Annotated in this window: 12 protein-coding genes; 7 read left to right on the forward strand and 5 right to left on the reverse strand. The window is 66.8% G+C overall.

The window, feature by feature from the left end; translation table 11 throughout:
• Positions 1-87: 87 nt before the first annotated feature.
• Complete coding sequence (locus DXK93_RS20970) at positions 88-1,047, forward strand: helix-turn-helix domain-containing protein (RefSeq protein ID WP_054458728.1); 960 nt, start codon at positions 88-90, stop codon at positions 1,045-1,047.
• On the opposite strand, the gene DXK93_RS20975 is transcribed toward DXK93_RS20970, so the two are convergent.
• Together DXK93_RS20975 and glnE are read right to left on the reverse strand one after the other, a co-directional pair.
• The gene (locus tag DXK93_RS20975) at positions 1,048-1,722 is read right to left on the reverse strand and encodes an epoxyqueuosine reductase QueH (RefSeq protein ID WP_054458727.1); all 675 of its coding nucleotides are present in this window, start codon (positions 1,720-1,722) and stop codon (positions 1,048-1,050) included.
• Between the two features lie 86 nt (positions 1,723-1,808).
• Positions 1,809-4,589, reverse strand: coding sequence for a bifunctional [glutamate--ammonia ligase]-adenylyl-L-tyrosine phosphorylase/[glutamate--ammonia-ligase] adenylyltransferase (glnE, locus tag DXK93_RS20980; protein ID WP_119451021.1), 2,781 nt, complete (start codon positions 4,587-4,589; stop codon positions 1,809-1,811).
• Between the two features lie 82 nt (positions 4,590-4,671).
• Here glnE and DXK93_RS20985 point away from each other — a divergent pair, with 82 nt between their 5' ends.
• Entirely contained in the window at positions 4,672-8,337 is a 3,666-nt protein-coding gene (locus DXK93_RS20985) for a YhdP family protein (RefSeq protein WP_370127254.1), read from the forward strand.
• A 109-nt stretch (positions 8,338-8,446) separates the two neighbouring features.
• Here DXK93_RS20985 and rho read toward each other — a convergent pair whose 3' ends face one another.
• Both rho and trxA read right to left on the reverse strand, forming a co-directional pair.
• A complete protein-coding gene (gene rho, locus DXK93_RS20990; protein WP_054458721.1) occupies positions 8,447-9,706 on the reverse strand; it encodes a transcription termination factor Rho in 1,260 nt (419 codons plus the stop codon).
• Between the two features lie 117 nt (positions 9,707-9,823).
• Positions 9,824-10,150, reverse strand: a complete 327-nt coding sequence (trxA, locus tag DXK93_RS20995; RefSeq protein WP_006218534.1) for a thioredoxin TrxA — start codon at positions 10,148-10,150, stop codon at positions 9,824-9,826.
• A gap of 326 nt (positions 10,151-10,476) precedes the next feature.
• Here trxA and DXK93_RS21000 point away from each other — a divergent pair, with 326 nt between their 5' ends.
• The 5 genes from DXK93_RS21000 to DXK93_RS21020 all read left to right on the forward strand — a co-directional run bounded on the left by DXK93_RS21000 (position 10,477) and on the right by DXK93_RS21020 (position 17,352).
• Positions 10,477-12,438 (forward strand): DNA topoisomerase IV subunit B, encoded by a 1,962-nt coding sequence (locus DXK93_RS21000; RefSeq protein ID WP_054458719.1) that lies wholly within the window; start codon positions 10,477-10,479, stop codon positions 12,436-12,438.
• Entirely contained in the window at positions 12,438-13,043 is a 606-nt protein-coding gene (locus DXK93_RS21005; protein ID WP_054458717.1) for a YcxB family protein, read from the forward strand. The genes DXK93_RS21000 and DXK93_RS21005 overlap by 1 nt, the downstream gene beginning before the upstream one ends.
• 35 nt (positions 13,044-13,078) lie before the next feature.
• Positions 13,079-15,418: a DNA topoisomerase IV subunit A gene (gene parC, locus DXK93_RS21010; RefSeq protein ID WP_054458716.1), complete on the forward strand. Its 2,340-nt coding sequence runs from the start codon at positions 13,079-13,081 to the stop codon at positions 15,416-15,418.
• 114 nt (positions 15,419-15,532) lie between these two features.
• The gene (locus DXK93_RS21015) at positions 15,533-16,156 is read left to right on the forward strand and encodes a TetR/AcrR family transcriptional regulator (RefSeq protein ID WP_054458714.1); all 624 of its coding nucleotides are present in this window, start codon (positions 15,533-15,535) and stop codon (positions 16,154-16,156) included.
• Positions 16,153-17,352, forward strand: coding sequence for a DUF418 domain-containing protein (locus tag DXK93_RS21020; protein WP_119451023.1), 1,200 nt, complete (start codon positions 16,153-16,155; stop codon positions 17,350-17,352). The genes DXK93_RS21015 and DXK93_RS21020 overlap by 4 nt, the downstream gene beginning before the upstream one ends.
• Here DXK93_RS21020 and DXK93_RS21025 read toward each other — a convergent pair whose 3' ends face one another.
• Positions 17,353-19,971 carry a TRAP transporter fused permease subunit gene (locus DXK93_RS21025; protein WP_119451024.1) on the reverse strand — a complete coding sequence of 873 codons (2,619 nt, stop codon included), beginning with the start codon at positions 19,969-19,971 and terminating at the stop codon, positions 17,353-17,355.
• Between the last annotated feature and the right edge of the window lie 123 nt (positions 19,972-20,094).

Raw genomic sequence — 20,094 nt, forward strand, 5'->3', positions numbered from 1 at the left:
GCAGCATTCCATTCAACGCTGTAGCTGTGTCGCCAGGCAGGCCGTTCCAGGCAAACAGGCACGCCGTTTCGAGACGCCGGAGTCGCCATGTCCCCATCCCTTCTGCGCAGCGAGCCCAGGCACTTCCTGGACTGCGCAAGCTGGCAGGAAAATGTCAGCGATACCTTCGTTCCCCTGGAAGTGTCCGCGGTGTTTCCGGCCCGTTTCCGCAATAGCGTGGCGGTGGATTCGCTGGGCTGGATGCAGGTCTGCGAGTTGCGCAGCAGCGCCCAGCGCGTGCGCCGCAGCAAGCTGCTGGCCAACCGTTCCGAGTCGTCCGGCTACAAGGTGACGCTGCAGCTCGCTGGCCGCAGCGAGATCCGCCAGTCGGGGCGCAGCGCCTTGCTGGTGCCGGGCGAATGGAGCATCTACGACACCACCCGGCCGTACGAAGTCGACGTCGACGATGGCGCGCACTTCCTGGTCATGCAGGTGCCCGGCAAGCATTTCGAGGCGTGGCAGTCTTTCATGCAGAATGCCGTGGCGCGCAGCTTCAGCGCGCGCCAGGGGTGCGGGCGCATGGCGATGGACCTGCTGCGCGTGGCGCTGACCGAGCACGCGCATCTGTCCGAAAGCGCCTCGCGCGATGCCGCCAATGCGGTGCTGCAGATGATGGGACTGGATATCAGCGAGCGGGCAGGCGGGCAGGCCGAACATGACCAGGCCGAACTGCGGCAGGCGCAATTGCGCCGGGTGCAGCAGCACATGCTTGAAAACCTGCATGATCCGGCGCTGTCGCCAGCGGCCGCTGCAGCGGCCTTCCGGATGTCGCGCCGCTATTTGTACAACCTGTTCGCGCAGGCTTCCACGACCCCGGCCGATTTCATCCTCAGCGCGCGGCTGGAGCGTTGCTGCGATACGCTGTGCGACCCCGCTCAGGCGGCGCGGCCGATAGGCGACATCGCCTACAGATTCGGGTTCTCAGATGCGGCGCGTTTCAGCCATGCGTTTCGCAAGCGTTTCGGCGTGTCGCCGTCGGAATACCGGCGCCATGGACGCCCGTCCTGATCAGAGCTGTTCCTCGTTGATCAGGTCTTCCTTGCCGTAGAACTTCACGCCGATGTGGATGCGTTCGCGGCCCTGCGAGCGGCGATGGCGGTTGGTGTCGCGCAGCGAATAGACGCAGCCGCAATATTCCTGCTGGTAGAAGTTTTCGCGCTTGCTGATTTCGATCATGCGGGCCGAGCCGCCGCCCTTGCGCCAGTTGTAGGTCCAGTAGATCAGATCGTCGTAGCGCGCCGCGGCGCGTTCGCCACAGCCGTTGATCTGGTTCATGTCCTTCCAGCGCGAAATGCCCAGCGAGCTGGTGATGGTGTCAAAGCCATGCTCGTGCGCGTAGAGCGCCGTGCGTTCGAAGCGCATGTCGAAGCAGGCCGTGCAGCGCTCGCCGCGTTCGGGAGCGTTTTCCATGCCCTTGACGCGGTCGAACCAGTTGTCCATGTCGTAGTCGGCGTCGATGAATTCGATGCCGTGCTGCTCGGCGAAGCGGATGTTCTCCTGCTTGCGGATTTCGTACTCTTTGACCGGGTGGATGTTCGGGTTGTAGAAGTAGATGGCGTAATCGATGCCTGAGGCGGTCATCGCTTCCATGACTTCGCCGGAACAGGGCGCGCAGCACGAGTGCATCAGCACCTTGCGGCGGCCGGCGGGCAGGTCGAGTTTGGGGCGCACGAGTTCGGACATGGCTTGCAGGAAACAAATAAGGCGGAAAACTCCTTATTTTACGCTGAGTTGCCGCTGAAGGGGGGCGCCCCCGTCCCCAAATACGCTCAGCCCAGCACGGCATCCCAGAGCTCGCGCACGGCGGCGCGCTCTTCCTGCAGCTGGTCCTGCGGGACGCGCGCCTTTTCCACCCCCTGCAGGCGCATCTGGTGCTGGACGCGGCGCAGGGTGCGGTAGGCGTCGCCGGCGCGCGCGGCCAGTTCGGGAGCAATCAGGCCCGCCTCGCCGGACAGGCGCAGCAAGGCGATATTGCCCAGGTTGCGCACCAGCACCGGATGCGTGCCCGAATGGCACAGCACCAGGTATTGCGTGACGAACTCCACGTCGACCATGCCGCCGCGGTCGTGCTTCAGATCGAACAGCGGGCTGCTGTTGGGGTGGCCAGCATTGATCTTTTCGCGCATCGCCAGCACTTCCTCGCGCAGTTTGGCGGCGTCGCGTGGCAGTACCAGGATGTCTGCGCGGATCTGCTCGAAACGCGCGCCGACGCTGGCGTCGCCCGAGGCGTAGCGGGCGCGGGTCAGCGCCTGGTGTTCCCAGGCCCAGGCGTGCTTGTGCTGGTATTGCTCGAATGCTTCCACGGACACCGCCAGCAGGCCGGCGTCGCCATCCGGCCGCAGGCGCAGGTCGACTTCGTACAGGCGGCCCGAAGAGGTCATGGTCGAGAGCCACGACGTCATGCGCCGGCCCAGCTTTGCGTAGACCTCGGCGGCGTCGTCGCGCGGGTCGTCGAACAGGAACACCAGGTCCAGGTCCGAGGCATAGCCCAGTTCCTTGCCGCCCAGCTTGCCGTACGCGATGACGGCGAAGCGCGGTTCGGCGCCCTCGGCCTTGTTGACCAGCGGCCAGGTGCGGCGGATGGTTTCGGTCAGCAACAGGTCGGCCAGCGCGGACAGCTGGTCGGCCAGCTTCTCCACGGTGAGTTCGCCTTCCAGATCCTGCGCCAGCAATTGGAAGCTGGCCTGGCGCTGCATGTCGCGCATCAGGTTCATCTGGCGCTCGATGTCCGGATCGCCGTCGGGCAGCCGGCAGGCGTCCAGGTCGGCGGTCAGCTGGCGCGCGATCTGGCCGAAGTCCAGCGGCTCGAACAGGGTGCGCCAATCGATCAGGCTGTCCAGCAGCAGAGGGTGCTGGGTCAGGTATTGCGCGGCCCAGGGGCTGGCGGCGACCATGCGCGCCACGCGCGCCAGGGTGTCGGGGTATTCGGCCAGCAGGGCCAGGTAGGCGCTGCGCTGGGCGATTTTCTCGATCAGGTCGAACAGCCGCACCGTGGCTTGCAGCGGGGCTGGGGTTTGCAGGGCCGCTCGCAGGGCGGCCGGCAGCAGCGCGTCCATGCGCTTGCGGCTGCTCTCGGGCAGACTGCGCACCCGGTGGCTGCCCAGCAGGGTCTCGGTACGGCGCAACAGGTCCTGCGCGTCGTCGCCGAAGGCCTGGCTGATTTGTTCGGCGAGCTCGCAGCTGCTGTCTGGTTCGTCCGGGCCGGACCCAGGGTCGGTGGCGCCGGGCGCGGGCGCCGGCACTTCGGCGTCGCCCATGCCCACCAGCCGGAATACGTTGCGGAAGGTCTGCGAGACGAATTGGCGGTGCGCGGCCAGCGTGCTTTCGAAGTCAGCGGGGCTCATGCCCAGCGCTGCGGCCAGGCCGGCGCGTTGTTCGGGGTCGCCCGGCAGCAAATGGGTCTGGGCGTCCTCGCGGTATTGCAGGGCATGCTCGGTGCGGCGCAGGTAGCGGTACGCCTCTTCGAGCCGGCGCGCGTCTTCCTCGGGCACCAGGCCGGCGGCGCTCTCCGCGTGCAGCGCTTCCAGCAGGCCGCGTTTTTGCAACGCGGGCATGCGGCCGCCGCGGATCAACTGGGCAAGCTGCACCACGAATTCGATTTCGCGGATGCCGCCATCGCCCAGCTTGATGTTGTTGGCGCTGTCGATGCCGTTGCGCGCGCTGGCGCGCCGCTGCCAATCCTGGCGGATGCGTTCGCGCAGGGCGCGCAGGGCCGAGAGCGCATCGAAGTCGAAATACTTGCGATAGACGAACGGCACGCGCAGGCTTTCCAGCTGGCGCGCCTGGGCGGCGCTGTCGCTGCCTTCGAAGGCCTGGGCCGGGATCAGCCGGGCCTTGAGCCAGGCGTAGCGTTCCCATTCGCGGCCCTGGCCGATCAGGTAGTGCTCCAGCGCGTCCAGGCTCCAGGCCAGGGGACCAGCGTCGCCGTCGGGGCGCAGGCGCAGGTCGGTGCGGAACACCTGGCCGTTGGCGTCGACTTCGGACAGCACCGGCATCATGCGCCGCGTCAGGCGGCCGTAGAACTCGTGATGGCTGATGCGGCGCGGACCGTCGGTTTCGCCCTCTTCGCCGTACAGCATGATCAGGTCGATGTCGGACGAGACATTCAATTCGCAGCCGCCCAGCTTGCCCATGCCCACTATCAGCATTTCCTGCGGCTGGCCGGTGGCCGGATCGCGCGGCACGCCATGCACGGCGGCGAGGTCCGCCGCCACGCTGCGATAGGCCGCGGCCACCGCGGTGTCGGCCAGCGCGGTCATGGCGCCCACGACTTCTTCCAGATCGGCCTGGCCGGTCAGGTCGCGCACGATGAGTGTGTTGAAGACCCGTTCGCGCAGCTTGCGCAGCACCATGCGGCAGACCTCCACGGGTAGCGTCTCGCCTGCCTGCGGTCCGGCCAGCTCCGCCTGCCAGCGCGCGATCTGCGCGGGCGTGACGGGTTCGCGCACGGCATCGTTCAGCCAGGCGGCCAGATCCGGGTGGGCATCCAGGCGGCGGCGCAGATGGCCGGACCAGGCGAGGGCGGGGGCAAGCGTAGAGGGCGTGGACATGGCGAAAGGGGCGGCGCGATGGGCGCGTTTCAGGTATAAGTGGGGACGATACTGCAAGACCTCTTCTCCTGCCCACCGATCCGTGTCTGTTTCAAAAAAAGTGCTCTGTTGGGTGTTCTGGGCCGTGCTGACCGTCTATTGCGTCGTGGCCCTCGGACTGCTGGGCGTGCGCTATTGGGTTCTGCCCCGCGCGGACCAATGGCGTCCCCAGATCGAAGCCTACGCCAGCAAGGCGCTGGGCTCCCGAGTGACCATCGGCTCCATCCAGGCGAACTGGCAAGGCCTGAACCCCAAACTCGATCTCACCTCCGTCCAAGTCTACGACGATGAGGTGGACCCGGTGTTGTCCTTGCCTTCCGTTTCGGCGGTGCTGGCCTGGCGCAGCATTCTGGTCCTGTCGCCCAAGCTGCTGCGGTTGCAGCTCGACCGGCCCGAACTCCTGTTGCGACGCGATCCCGAAAATCATCTATGGGTCGCGGGCCAGGACATCGATCTCAATGACGACGACCAGCGTTCAGACCTGGACCATCCAGCGCTGCGCTGGCTGGGCGCGCAGCGCGAGCTGCGCATCCGCGGCGCGACCATACGCTGGCAGGACGAGTTGCGCGGCGCGCCGGAGCTCACCCTGACGGGCGTCGACTTCCTGGCGCGCAACGGCAGTTTGTCGCATCGTTTCGTGCTCAAGGCCGCGGCGGGCGAGGCGCTGGCGCGCAACGTCGAGCTGCGCGGCGAATTCAATCGCAGCCTGTTTTCGGTGAACGCGGCGAATCCCGGCAATTGGGGCGGCCAGCTATATGTACAGCTGGACGACGCTGAACCCTTGGCCTGGCAGCCTTGGTTCGAGGTCCCGGCGGTGGCGGGCCGCCTGAGCGGGCGGGCATGGCTGCAGCTGGAACGCGGCAAGTTCACCGATCTGACCGCCGACGCCGCCGTGCGCGGCCTGCAATGGACCGAGACCGCGCAAGGGACCGCTGCTCCAGGCTTCAGGGCCGGGTACGTCCAGGCCCGCGTCCAGGGCTTGCCGGGCGACTTCATGCAGCTGGACAGCGTGCCGCTGGCGCGCAGCCCTGGCGCCCCGGCGGTGTCGGTCAGCGCCAAGGCCGAACAGCTCACTCTGTCCTTGCCGGGCGTCTTCGAGCAACCCACGTTGGCTGTGCGCGACGTGGCGCTGGATGCCGCCGTCAAAGGGCCCGATGCGAAGCACTGGTTCGTGGACGTAGGCCAACTGCAACTGGTCAACGACGATCTCGACGTGCGCGTGCAAGGGCAGTGGCGGCCAGAAGGCAGGACCGCGGCGGGCAGCGTCGACATGCACGGCGTGATGGCGCGCGGCTCCATGTCCGCCATCCATCGCTACCTGCCGCTGGAGGTCAACGCCGATGCGCGCGAATGGCTGGCCATCGGCTTGCCCGCGGGCGAAATGCAATCGGCCTCCATCACGCTCAAGGGCGATCTCGACGAATTTCCTTTTGGCGCGCCTGGGGCTCAGGGCGATTTCGTGATCGCCGGCGCATTCAGCGGCGCCAAGGTCGACTACGCGCCGGCGCGCGAGCGCCGCAAGGGTTGGCCGATGCTGGAGAACCTGTCCGGCAATTTCCGCATCGACAAGGTCAGCCTGGCGCTGGACAGTCCGGGCGGCGCGGTCGCGCATACCGGATCGGGACATACCGTGACGCTGGGGGCGGTTTCCGCAACCATTCCCAACATGGAAGAGAACTCCGAACTGCTGCTGACCGGCGAGACGTCCGGCGCCGTGCCGGCCTATCTGGCGCTGGCAGCCAACTCGCCCTTGGGCGAGTTGCTGGATGGCGCGCTGGACGAGGCGCGCGGCACCGGCGACTGGCGGGTGGGGCTCAAGCTCAAGGTGCCTCTGTTGAACACCGATGACACCCAGGTCCAGGGGAACATCCTGTTCGCGGGCAACTCCTTCACCTTCATGCCGGAGATGCCGCTGCTCAGCCAGATGCACGGTGACCTGGAGTTTTCGGAGAAGGGCGTCGAGGCCAAGGACTTGCGGGCCCTGTTCCTGGGCGGCCCGGCGCGGATTTACGGACGTCTGGCGCAGAGCACGGACGCCTTGCGCTTCGAGGGTACGCTGGCCGGGCCGGCGCTGACTCAATTAAGCAACACGCCGTCCATGTCGCGCTTTTCGGGCAAAGCGGCCTACAAGGGCAAGGTGGGCTATCAGCGCGGCGGCGCGGTGGACATTTCCGTCGAGTCCGATCTGGTGGGCATGGCGATCGACATGCCCGCTCCGGTCGGCAAGGCCGCCCAGGCTTCGCAGTTGCTGAAGGTGCAATGGTCGCCCGCGCAGGACCGCGGAGCGCAGAACCGGCGCTGGCTCACCGCAAGCCTGGGAGATGCCGTCAACGCGCTGTTCGAACGGGCGCCGTCCGAAGGGTCGCCGTCCTACTTCGCGCGCGGCGCGCTGGGCATCAACCGTCCGGCAAGCCTGCCGGAACGCGGGTTCAGCCTGAACGCGAGCCTGCCTGAACTGGACCTGGATGCCTGGGAAAGCGTGTCCGACGGCTTCAGCGCGCCTGCTGGCAAGGGCCGTGCCGCGCCCAAGCCCATGCTGCCCGCGGCCGAACGCATCAGCCTGGCGGCCGGCGTCTTGCGGACTGGCGGCTTTACCCTGAACGACCTGACGCTGTACGCGACCCGGCCGGGACCCGCCCAATGGCGCGTGGATCTGCAATCCAAGCAGGCCACGGGTTCGCTCGAATGGCGCGAGGCCTCGGGCGCCATCGCCGGCCAGATCACCGCGCGCCTGAAGCATCTGTCCCTGGGCGGCGAGGGCGACACCAACAAGGCCGACGAGGCGCTGTCCTCCGGCAACGACCTGTCAGACATCCCGGCGATCGACCTGCAAGCCAAGGAATTCCTGCTGTACGGCAAGAACGTGGGCGAACTCCAGGTGCAGGGCACGAACCTGCAGCGCGGCCGCCAATGGCGCCTGGACAAGCTGTCCATCGTCAACGACGCGGCCTCGCTCAACGCCACCGGCAACTGGAACCTGGAAGGCCAGAGCCGCGGCCTGACCGTGGACGCTTCGGTCAAGTTCGAAGACGTGGGCAAGTTCCTGGACCGCATCGGCTTCGAAAAGGTGGTGTCGGGTGGCAAGGGCACGATGCAGGGCAAGGCCACCTGGCGCAATCTGCCCTGGACCCACAAGATCGAAGACCTGACGGGCGAGGTCGACGTCAGCCTGGACAAGGGCCGCTTCATGCACGTCAACTCCCGCACCGCGCGGCTGCTGGAGCTGCTGTCCCTGCAATCGCTGCAGCGGCTGGCGCGGCTGGACGTAAATCCCACCAATCTGCTGCGCGACGGCTTCCCCTTCGACACCATCCGCGGCAAGGTCAAGCTGGCCGACGGCACGGCTTCGACCGAAGGCTACAAGATCAACGGGCCGGTGGCGACCATCGTGCTGGCCGGCGGGGTCAACATCATCCGCGAACGCTGGGACATGAAGGCCGTGGTGATTCCGAACCTGGACGCCAGCGGGGCGGCCATGGTGACGGCGCTGGCGGTCAATCCGCTGATCGGCCTGGGAGCCTTCGTGACGCAGTGGCTGCTGAAGCAGCCGCTGGCGCGGGCCATGACCATGGAATACGCCGTCACCGGCAGCTGGGACGATCCCAAGATCGAGCCGATAGACGCGTCCGGCAAGCCGGCCGGCAACAAGCAGACCCCGCGTCCGGCGCCGCAGCCTGGCACGCTGGAGGAGTTCATGGGAGGGCAGTGAGCCGCCTGTCCGGCCCATGAAAAACGCCCTGGGCGCAAGCGCGCTTCAGGGCGTTTTTCATGGCCGGGTCCAAGGCGTGGGCGCCGCGGACCGCAGGCTCTGACCAGGCTTACTTCTTCTTCATCATGTCGAAGAATTCGGCGTTGGTCTTGGTGGCGCGCATCTTGTCCAGGATGAATTCCATCGACTGGACTTCGTCCATGTCGTGGATGAACTTGCGCAGCACCCAGACCTTCTGCAGCAGGTCGGGGGCGATCAGCAGCTCTTCGCGGCGGGTGCCGGACTTGTTCAGATTGATCGACGGGTAGACGCGCTTTTCGGCCAGGCGGCGCTCGAGGTGGACTTCGGAGTTGCCGGTGCCCTTGAATTCTTCATAGATGACTTCATCCATGCGGCTGCCGGTTTCGATCAGCGCCGTGCCCAGGATGGTCAGCGAACCGCCTTCTTCCAGGTTGCGGGCCGCGCCGAAGAAGCGCTTGGGGCGTTGCAGCGCGTTGGCGTCCACGCCGCCGGTCAGCACCTTGCCGGAGGCCGGCACCACGGTGTTGTAGGCGCGGGCCAGACGGGTGATCGAGTCCAGCAGGATCACCACGTCCTTCTTCATTTCGACCAGGCGCTTGGCCTTTTCGATGACCATTTCCGCGACCTGCACGTGGCGGGTGGCGGGTTCGTCAAAGGTCGAGGCGACCACTTCGCCGCGCACGGTGCGCTGCATTTCGGTCACTTCCTCGGGGCGTTCATCCACCAGCAGGACGATCATGACCGCGTCGGGGTAGTTGGTGGTGATGGCGTGCGCGATGTGCTGCATCATCACCGTCTTGCCGGACTTGGGGCTGGCGACGATCAGGCCGCGCTGGCCCATGCCGATGGGGGCGAAGACGTCAAGAATGCGGCCCGTGAGGTTTTCCTCGCTCTTGATGTCGCGTTCCAGGCGGATGTTGCGGTTCGGGTGCAGCGGCGTCAGGTTTTCGAACATGATGCGATGCTTGATCGCTTCCGGCGCCACGCCGTTGACCTTGTCCACCTTCACCAGGGCGAAATAGCGCTCGCCGTCCTTGGGCGTGCGCACTTCACCTTCGATCGAGTCGCCGGTGTGCAGGTTGAAGCGGCGGATCTGCGAGGGCGAGATGTAGATGTCGTCCGTGCTGGCCAGATACGAGGTCTCGGGCGAGCGCAGGAAGCCGAAACCGTCGGGCAGGACTTCCAGGACGCCGTCGCCGAAGATCTGCTCGCCTTGCTTGGCGCGCCGTTTCATGATGGCGAACATCAGCTCCTGCTTGCGCAGGCGGTTGGCGTTCTCGATTTCCAGGCCGGCGGCCATTTCCAGCAGCTGCGAGACGTGCAGCGCCTTCAGTTCGTTGAGGTGCATCGCGGTGGATTTTTGGGGGAAAGTGAAGGAGAGTTCTGGCGGCGCGCCACGGACGGGCACACGCGGTATTGAATGAGCGCCGCCCCGAGGGCGGCGCCTTCGTTCACGGCACGCGGCTTACAGCGCGCCGTCCAGGAATGCGGTCAGTTGCGACTTCGACAGCGCGCCAACTTTGGTGGCGGCAGCTTGGCCGTCTTTAAAGAGCATAAGGGTGGGAATGCCGCGGATGCCGTACTTGGTGGCGGTGCCCTGGTTTTCATCGACGTTCAGCTTGGCAATCGTCAGGCGGCCAGCGTACTCCGTGGCGACTTCTTCCAGGATCGGGGCAATCATCTTGCAGGGGCCGCACCAGGCAGCCCAGTAGTCCACCAGCACCGGCTGGCCGGATTTCAACACATCGGCATCGAAGCTGGCGTCACTGACGTTCTTGATTTGGTCGCTCATGATGGTGATTCTCGGTTCGGCAGCAAAAGGCGCGTAAAAAGGGACGCGCCCCGCCGTTGTTCTTGTTTGTGGATGGACTCAAGCATACCACTGTCAATATCAACAGGCATACCACTGTTAATAACAACAGGAGTTGCTGGATTTGTGTAGGATGTTGCGGCGCAGTTGTCGCGATCCGGGCGGTACCGACCCGATGCGCTGGCTGTGACTGTCATCATCCTACCGAATTCGGAGCTGGTCAGGTCGTGCTCATCCCACTGGGAGCCGCGCAGAATCTGGACTTATCCGTAAAATGTCGGTTTTTTTCCACAGATGTTGGGGATAACTTGGCCACTCCACGTTACACCGAGGCGTCCATTCGCGTCCTGAAGGGACTGGAGCCCGTGCGCCAGCGCCCGGGCATGTACACCCGAACCGAAAACCCCCTGCACGTCGTGCAGGAGGTCATTGATAACGCCGCAGACGAGGCATTGGCCGGATACGGCAAGCAGATCCAGGTCACGCTGCACGTCGACGGCAGCGTTTCCGTCGAGGACGACGGGCGCGGCATTCCCGTTGGCCTGCACCCTGAAGAGAACGCTCCCGTGGTGGAGCTGGTGTTCACGCGCCTGCACGCAGGCGGCAAGTTCGACAAGGCGGGCGGCGGCGCCTACGCCTTTTCCGGCGGCTTGCACGGCGTGGGCGTGTCCGTCACCAACGCCCTGGCCACGCGCCTGGAAGTGGTGGTGTGGCGCGATGGCGCCGTCAACCGCCTGGTCTTCAAGGGCGGCGACGTGGCCGAGCCCCTGGCGCCCTACGACCAGGGTGGCCGCAAGAAGTCCGGTACCCGCGTGCGCGTCTGGCCGGACGCCAAGTATTTCGACAGCCCCAACATTCCGCTGGGCGAGCTGACGCACCTCCTGCGCAGCAAGGCCGTGCTGCTGCCGGGCGTCAAGGTTTCCCTGGTCAACGAGAAAACCGGCGACACCAAGACCTGGCAATACCAGGACGGCCTGCGCGGCTATCTGTCCGAGGCGCTGGCCGGGGCGGAGCTGATGGTGCCGTTCTTCGAAGGCGAACAGTACGCCGGGGCCGACCACGAGAACTTCGCCGAAGGCGAGGGCGCCCAGTGGGTGGTGGCCTGGACCGAGGACGGCAACGCCGTGCGCGAGTCGTACGTGAACCTGATTCCGACGCCTGCCGGCGGCACCCATGAATCGGGCCTGCGCGAAGGCCTGTTCGGCGCGGTCAAGGGTTTCGCCGAGCTGCACAGCCTGCTGCCCAAGGGCGTCAAGCTGCTGCCGGAAGACGTGTTCGCCCGCGCCAGCTTCGTCTTGTCGGCCAAGGTGCTGGATCCGCAGTTCCAGGGCCAGATCAAGGAACGCCTGAACAGCCGCGACGCGGTGCGCCTGGTCGGCGGCTTCTCCAAGAGCGCGCTGGACCTGTGGCTGCACAGTAACGTCGAATACGGCAAGAAGCTGGCCGAACTGGCCATCCGCCAGGCCCAGGCGCGCCAGCGCTCGGCCCAGAAGGTCGAAAAGCGCAAGAGCTCGGGCGTGGCCGTGCTGCCGGGCAAGCTGACCGATTGCGAATCCAGCGACGCGACCCGCACCGAAGTCTTCCTGGTCGAGGGCGACTCCGCGGGCGGTTCGGCCAAGATGGGCCGCGACAAGGAATTCCAGGCCATCCTGCCGCTGCGCGGCAAAGTGCTCAATTCCTGGGAAGTGGATCGCGACCGGCTCTTCGCCAACAACGAAATCCATGACATTTCCGTCGCCATCGGCGTGGACCCGCACGGTCCCGGCGATACCCCGGACCTGTCGGGCCTGCGCTACGGCCGCATCTGCATCCTGTCCGACGCCGACGTCGACGGTTCGCACATCCAGGTGCTGTTGCTGACGCTGTTCTATAAGCACTTCCCCAAGCTGGTCGAAGCCGGCAACGTGTTCGTGGCCAAGCCGCCGCTGTTCCGGCTGGACGTGCCGGCGCAGGGCAAGCGTCCGGCGCGCAAGATCTACTGCCTGGATGAAGGCGAACTCGAGGCCGCGCAGGACAAGCTGCGCAAGGAAGGCGTGCGTGAAGGCGCCTGGGCCGTCAGCCGCTTCAAGGGCCTGGGCGAAATGAATCCCGAGCAACTGTGGGAAACCACCATGAATCCGGACACGCGCCGCCTCCTGCCCGTGGGCTATGGCGACCAGACGCCCGAAGACACCACCCGCATGTTCGACATGCTGATGGGCAAGGGCGAGTCCTCGCAGCGCCGCGCCTGGATCGAAGAGAAGGGCAATCTGGCGGAGCTGGACATCTGATGGCCGGGTCCGCGCCCGGCTCGGCCCGCATGGACGTCCAGATGACTGCCGACGACTACGCCGACTTCGCCGCTTACGTGTACAAGCGGCCGGAGCTGCGCCGCCGCCGCTACCGCTCCCATCTGCGTTTCGCGGTCCTGATGATCGTGGCCCTGCTGGCCTACCTGATCTGGCAGACCTGGGACGGCAATACGCCGAACTGGGGGCGGATCCTGCCCGTGTATTTCCAGGGCTTGGCGGTGGGCCTGGGCATTCTTGCGCTCCTGGCGCTGGCTTACGAGTACGTCCTGCCCTCGCTGGTCAGGATGAACACGCGCCGCATGCTGAAGCGTCAGCCCGACGAGCTTTTCCTGGGACGGCATCAGCTGGACTTCGGCCCCGACGGCATCACGGATACCACTGCCACCGCCTCCGGACGCATGGACTGGTCCGATGTGCGGCGGGTCGAGGAAACCCCACAGCATCTCTATGTCATTCTCGGCACCTTGCAAGGCGTGATCATCCCCAAGCGCGGGCAGGACGCCGCCACGTTGGATGCGGTGCGGACCCAGTTGCGCGCGCATGTCGCCGATACGCAGCTGATGTCGTCCGCGCAGGCGCTTTGACGCCGTTTCGATGAAATTGTCTACCTGAATACATCATGACCGACAGCAATCAACCCGGCTTGTTCGATTCCAATCCGCCCGGCGGCGATGGCGGTGGCGATGGCGACGCCGCCATCACCCTGGCGCGCTACGCCGAGCAAGCCTATCTGGACTACGCGGTGTCCGTGGTGCGCGGCCGCGCCCTGCCGGACGTGGGCGACGGGCAGAAGCCCGTGCAGCGGCGCATTCTCTTCGCCATGCAGGCGATGGGGCTGGCCGCTGGCGCCAAGCCCGTCAAGTCCGCGCGCGTCGTGGGCGACGTGCTGGGCAAGTATCACCCGCACGGCGACCAGGCCGCCTATGACGCCATGGTGCGCATGGCGCAGGATTTCTCGCTGCGCTATCCGCTGATCGACGGCCAGGGCAACTTCGGTTCGCGCGACGGCGACAACGCCGCCGCCATGCGCTACACGGAAGCCCGCCTTACCCCCATCGCCAAGCTGCTGCTGGACGAGCTGGACGAAGGCACCGTGGACTTCGTGCCCAACTACGACGGCAGCCAGCAAGAGCCGCAGATGTTGCCGGCGCGCCTGCCGGTGATGCTGCTCAACGGCGCCTCGGGCATCGCGGTCGGCATGGCGACCGAGATCCCGCCGCACAACCTGCGCGAAGTGGCGCAGGCCTGCGTGGCGCTGCTGAAGCATCCGCAGATGCCGGACGCCGAGCTGCACGCCCTGATCCCGGGGCCGGACTTCGCGGGCGGCGGGCAGATCATCACGCCGGCCGAGGACATCGCCCAGATCTACGCGGGCGGCCGCGGTTCGCTCAAGGTGCGAGCGCGCTGGCAGTTCGAGGAAATGGCGCGCGGCCAATGGCAACTGGTGGTCACCGAGCTGCCGCCGGGCACCTCGGGCCAGAAGGTGCTGGAAGAGATCGAGGAAATCACCAACCCCAAGGTCAAGACCGGCAAGAAGAGCCTGACGCCCGAGCAGACGCAGGCCAAGGCGGTGATGCTGAACCTGCTGGACGCCGTGCGCGACGAGTCGGGCAAGGACGCCGCCGTGCGCCTGGTCTTCGAACCCAAGACCTCGCGCGTGGACCGCGACGAATTCGTCAACACGCTGCTGGCGCAGACCAGCATGGAAAGCAGCTCGTCCATCAACCTGGTGTGCATCGGCACCGATGGCAGGCCGCGCCAGAAGGGGCTGCGCGACATCCTGGTCGAGTGGCTGGCGTTCCGCACCAACACCGTGGTGCGCCGCACGCGCTTCCGCCTGGACAAGGTCATCGACCGCATCCACGTGCTGGAAGGCCGCATGGTCGTCTACCTGAACGTGGACGAAGTCATCCAGACGATCCGCGAATCCGACGAGCCGCGCGCCGCGCTGATGGAACGCTTCAAGCTGTCCGAACGCCAGGCCGAGGACATCCTGGAAATGCGCCTGCGCCAGTTGGCCCGCCTGGAAGGCTTCAAGATCGAGCAGGAACTGGCCGACAAGCGTGACGAACAGGTGCGCCTGCAGGAACTGCTGGACAATCCCGCTTCGCTCAAGCGCCTGCTGGTCAAGGAAATCGAGGCCGACGCCAAGCAATACGGCGACGACCGCCGCACGTTGATCGAGACCGCCGAACGCGCCGTGCTCGAAACCAAGGTGCTGGACGAGCCCGTCACCGTGATCGTGTCGCAGAAGGGTTGGCTGCGCGCCCGCCAGGGCCACGGCCACGATGCGTCGCAATTCGGCTTCAAGCAGGGCGACGATCTGTACGGCGCCTTCGAGTGCCGCACCACCGACACGCTGATCGCCATGGGCGACAACGGCCGCGTCTATTCGGTGCCGGTCGCCGGGCTGCCTTCGGCCCGCGGCGACGGCCAGCCGGTCACCACCATGATCGACCTGGGCAGCGGCACGCGTATCGTCCACACGATCGCGGCCGCGCCCGACAGCCGCTGGCTGCTGGCTACGCGCGGCGGCTACGGCTTTGCCGCCAAGCTGTCCGACATGGTCAGCCGCCAGCGCGCCGGCAAGCAGTTCATCACCCTGGAAGAGGGCGACGAACTGCTGCGTCCGGTGCCGCTGTTCGACGGCGCCAAGCAATTGGCGTTGCTGTCGCACAAGGGCAAGTTCCTGGTGTTCGGCCTGGACGAGGTCAAGACGCTGTCCGGCGGCGGCCGCGGCACCATCCTGATGGGGCTGGACGGGACCGACAAGCTGGACCAGACCGTGCCCATCGGCGCGGGCGGCCTGCGCGCGGCTGGCATCTACCGCAACAAGCACACCGAGGACATCCTGGCGGGCGACGCGCTGGCGCCGTACATCGGCAAGCGCGCCCGCAAGGGGCGGGCGCTGGATGTGCGGCCCAAGCAGCCGGTGGTGCTGTCGCCGGTGCTGGGCTAGGTTCCGGGCGGGCAGACAAGAGAATGGCGGGCTGCGGCCCGCCATTTTTTTCGTCTGTTGACCGGCTGCTCGATCCCGGTATTTAATAGATAGATCATTCAGTCTATTAATAGCATGCGCAAGATCGACCCCATCAAGCAGCAGGAACGGCGCACCCAGATATTGGCCGCCGCAGCGGATTGCTTTGCCGAGCACGGCTTCCATTCGACCTCGACGGCGCAGATCTGCGCCCGCGCCGGCATGAGCCCCGGCAACCTGTTCCACTACTACGGCAGCAAGGCGGAAATCATCGAAGCGATGATTGCGTCGGATACCGAGTCCGCGCGCGAACGCATGCGGCAAGCGTGCGCCGCGCCCGACGCGAGGCGGGCGTTGACGGATTGGGTCGCCGCGCAGTTGGCGCAGCATCAAGACCCGGCCTACGTCAGGCTGGGCATGGAGATCCTGGCCGAAGCCGTGCGCAACCCGCGCGTGCACGCGCTGGTGCTGGAGAACGAGGCGGCGCGCAAGGCCGGGTTGATGGCCTTGCTGGAAACGGTGTGGGCACAACGCACGCCGCCGCAGGCGGCAGCCGAGATGGCCGATACGCTGTTGCTGCTGCTGGACGGCGTCTACAGCCGGTCGGTGGTCGACCCCGCCTTTGGCGCGGCGGCCGGCAGCCGTCTCCTGGAACAGGCCTTGTCGCGGTGCCTGCCTGGCGACGCGCAACAAGGCGCAGCCGCAGGGGGGCAGGCATGAACGCGGCGGCAACCCATGCGCGGCTGGAGCAGGTCGATGCGCTGCGCGGCTTCGCGCTCTTCGGCATCCTGGTGGTCAACATCGGCGTGTTCTCGTCGCCGTTCTATGGCGCCGGCGTGGCCGACCCGGCGTACTCGCAGCCCTTGGACCTGGCCGTGCGCTGGCTGATCGCGTGGCTGTTCGAGACCAAGTTCTACCTGCTGTTCTCTTTCCTGTTCGGGTACAGCTTCACCTTGCAGATGACCGCTGCCGAACGCAGCCAGGCGGCTTTTGCGCCGCGCTTCCTGCGCCGCTTGGCGGGCCTGGCTTTGCTGGGGCTGGCGCACGCGGTGCTGTTCTACCAGGGCGACATACTGCTGACCTACGCATTGCTGGGCCTGGCGCTGCTGCTGTGCCGGCGGATGGAGCCGCGGCGGGCGCTGCGCATTTCGCTGTGGCTCATCGTGCTGACGGCCTCGTTGTGGGCCATTCTGGGCGCATTGAGCTATCTGGACCCGGTGTCGCCCGGGTACGAGGCGCAATACCACGCGGACGCCCTGGCGGCGATCGACGCCTACCGGGGCAGCATAGGCACGACCATCGCGCAGCACTGGAAAGAGCTGACCGGGGGCGTGTGGTTCACGGTGCTGTTCGTGCAAGGGCCGTTCGCGTTCGCAATGTTCCTGGCGGGCTACGCGCTGGGCCGCCGTAACGCGCTGGCCGATCCCTGGCGTCAGCCGCGTGTGCTGTGGTTGCTGTGCGCGCTGGGCCTGGCGCCAGGCCTGGCCGGTTCTGCGGCCTACGCCTTCAGCACGCTGCCGTCAGCGGGGGCAGCCTGGGAACTGCCGGGCCTGGCGGTGGACCTGCTGACCGCGCCGTTGCTCAGCATGTCGTACGCGGCGGCCTTGCTGCTGGCCATGCGCACACAGCTGGGGGCGCGGCTGGCGGGCTGGCTCGCGCCCGCCGGGCGGATGGCATTGAGCAACTACCTGATGCAATCCGTGGTCTGCGCCTTTCTTTTCACCGCTTGGGGTCTGCGCCTGTTCGGCTCGGTCTCGCCACTGGCGACGTTCTGCATTGCCGTCGCGATATTCGCGGCGCAGTTGCCGCTGTCCGCCTGGTGGCTGCGGCGCCACGCCTACGGCCCGGTCGAGTGGTTCCTGCGCGCGCTCACCATCGGCGCCTGGCCGGCCTGGCGGCGCGCGCGGGCTGACTGATCAGACCGGCTTGGCGCGCAGCCGGCCGACGGGGGCGCCGCCGTCGCGCCGGCCCTGGCGCGCCCACATGCCTGCCAGCAGCAGCAACGCGGGCACATATACCCAGAAGTCGGACCAGCGCTGCGGGTTGGGCGCCTTCACTTCCAGCACGTCCCAGCCTTGTTCCCAGCCGGCGCGCTGGGCGCGGCTGCCGAAACGCACGCCGCCGATCTGCGTCTGGTCGCCCAGGCTCATCAGTGTCAGTCCGGCCTCGGCCAGGCGCTTGCGGCCCGCGTCCTGCCCGCCCGGGTTGTCGGTCAATTCGGGCAGGGCAACGGCCACCGTCTTGGTCAGTTCGTCGCCTTCCAGGTTGATGCCGCGCAGCACCACCGTCAGCCTTCCATTGTCGGGCAGCGCGCCCGCGATGGCCTGCATCTCGGAGGCCGGACGGCTTTCATGGCGCGGCGCGAAATGGTCCATGAACCAGTCCGGACGGAACAGCATGAACATGACCAGCAGCAGCACGCCGACTTCGGCCAGCGTGCAGCGCACGCGGAACCAGCGCATGGTGGCGGCGGCGAAGGTCAGCGAGGCGATCGTGGCGCCCGTCACGACCAGCGCCAGTTCCCAACCGTAGGTGACGTCGATCAGCAGCAGCATGGGGTTGAACACGAACATGAACGGCAGGATGGCCGTGCGCGCCGCGTAGGTCACGCCCTGGATGCCGGTCTTGATCGGGTCCTCGCCCGAGATGGCGGCGGCCGCGAAGGTCGCCAGGCCGACGGGTGGGGTGATGTCGGCCATGATGCCGTAGTAGAAGACGAACATGTGCACCGCGATCAGCGGAATCACCAGGCCGCTCTGCGCGCCCAGCTCCACCACCACGGGCGCCATCAGCGTCGCCATCAGGATGTAGTTGGCCGTGGTCGGCATGCCCAGGCCCAGGATCAGGCACACCACCGCCGTGAAGATCAGCATCAGCAGCACGTTGCCCATGGACACCAGTTCGACGAAGGCCGTCATGCGCAGGCCCAGGCCGGTCAGGGTGATGGCGCCCACGATCAGCCCGGCGGTGCCGCAGGCGATGGCGATGCCTATCATGTTGCGGGCGCCGTCCTCCAGGCCGCCGATGGCGTCGCGCCAGCCGTGGCGCCAGGCCGCGGACACCGGCTGCTTGCGGAACCAGGCGATCAGCGGACGCTGCGTCACCATCTGGAACAGCATCGCCATCGCCGCCCAGAACGCCGACAGTCCGGCCGACAGCTCTTCCACGCTCAGGCACCAGACCAGGATGCCGATGGGAATCAGAAAGTAGAGCCCGGCGCGCACCGTGGGCCAGGGTTGCGGGCGCACGGGATGGTTGATGTCGATGTCCTGCGGCAAGTCGGGGTGGCGCGCCGCCACGCGCAGCAGCCACAGATAGAGCACGGCCAGGATGGCCAGCAACACCCAGATGGCCGCGGCGCCTGCCACGGCCTGCACGCCCGTGCCTATCCAGTAGACCGCGCCCATCACCAGCAAGGTGCCGCTGATGCCCATGCCCCATCCGGCCAGCTTCTGCAGCGGCGTGCGCGCGGGGCCCGAGGCCATCATGGGCTGGATGCCCAGTTTCAGGGCTTCCAGGTGGACGATGTAGAACAGCGCGATGTAGGAGATCGCGGCCGGCAGGATCGCGTGGCGGATGATGTCGGTGTAAGGAATGCCGACATACTCGATCATCAAAAAGGCGGCTGCGCCCATCACGGGCGGCATGATCTGGCCGTTGACGGACGAGGCGGTCTCGATGGCCCCGGCGCGCACGCCGCCGTATCCGGCCTTCTTCATCAGCGGAATCGTGAAGATGCCGCCCGTCACCACATTGGCCACCGACGACGCCGACACCAGGCCGTTGACGGCGGAGGACACCACCGCCACCTTGGCCGGCCCGCCGCGCAGGTGCCCCAGCAGCGCGAACGACACCTGCATCATGTAGTTGCCCGCGCCGCACTTGTCCAGCATCGAGCCCAGCAGCACGAAGATGAAGATGTACGACACCGATACGCCCAGCGCCACGCCATAGACGCCTTCCGTTGTCAGCCACATGTGCGACATCAGGCGTTCCAGCGACGCGCCGCGGTGCGCCAGCACGTCGGGCAGCCAGGGACCGGCCAGCGCGTAGGCCACGAACACCAGGCCCAGCACGGTCATGGGCAGGCCGAGCGCGCGGCGCGTCACCTCCAGCAGCAGCGCCAGGCCAATCGCGGCAGTGGCCACGTCCATGGTGGTCGGCTGGCCGGGACGGCCCGCCAGCTCGTTGTAGAAGACGTACAGATAGCTGCCGCAGAAGCCCGCCATCAGCGCCAGCGCCCAGTCGTACCAGGGCATGCGGTCGCGCGCCGAGCGCTTGCTGGCGGGGTAGGCCAGATAGCCCAGGAACATGGCGATGCCCAGGTGCAGGGCGCGCGCCTCGGTGTCGTTGAAGATGCCCCAATTCAGGGAGAACGGCAGCGGCGACGCGTACCAGAGCTGGAAGAGGGACCAGATCAGCGCGCCCGCCGCCAAGGTGGCGCCCGCCAGGCCGCGCACATTGCGGCCTCCGCGGTCGGCGTCGGCGACCAGCTGTTCCAGGTCCGGGGCCGGCGTATGCGGCTCTTTATTCATGAAATTCCCCTACGTGTCATGGCGCGCGCCGGCGGCGCGGCGCGCGTTGAGCCCCCGCGCTTGCTGTGCGCAGGGGACGGCAGCCTGCGTGGCGGGGTTAGACCCGGCCACACACGCGTGCCG

This window comes from Achromobacter sp. K91 (assembly GCF_003576205.1).
GTDB classification, from domain to species: domain Bacteria; phylum Pseudomonadota; class Gammaproteobacteria; order Burkholderiales; family Burkholderiaceae_B; genus Achromobacter; species Achromobacter aegrifaciens.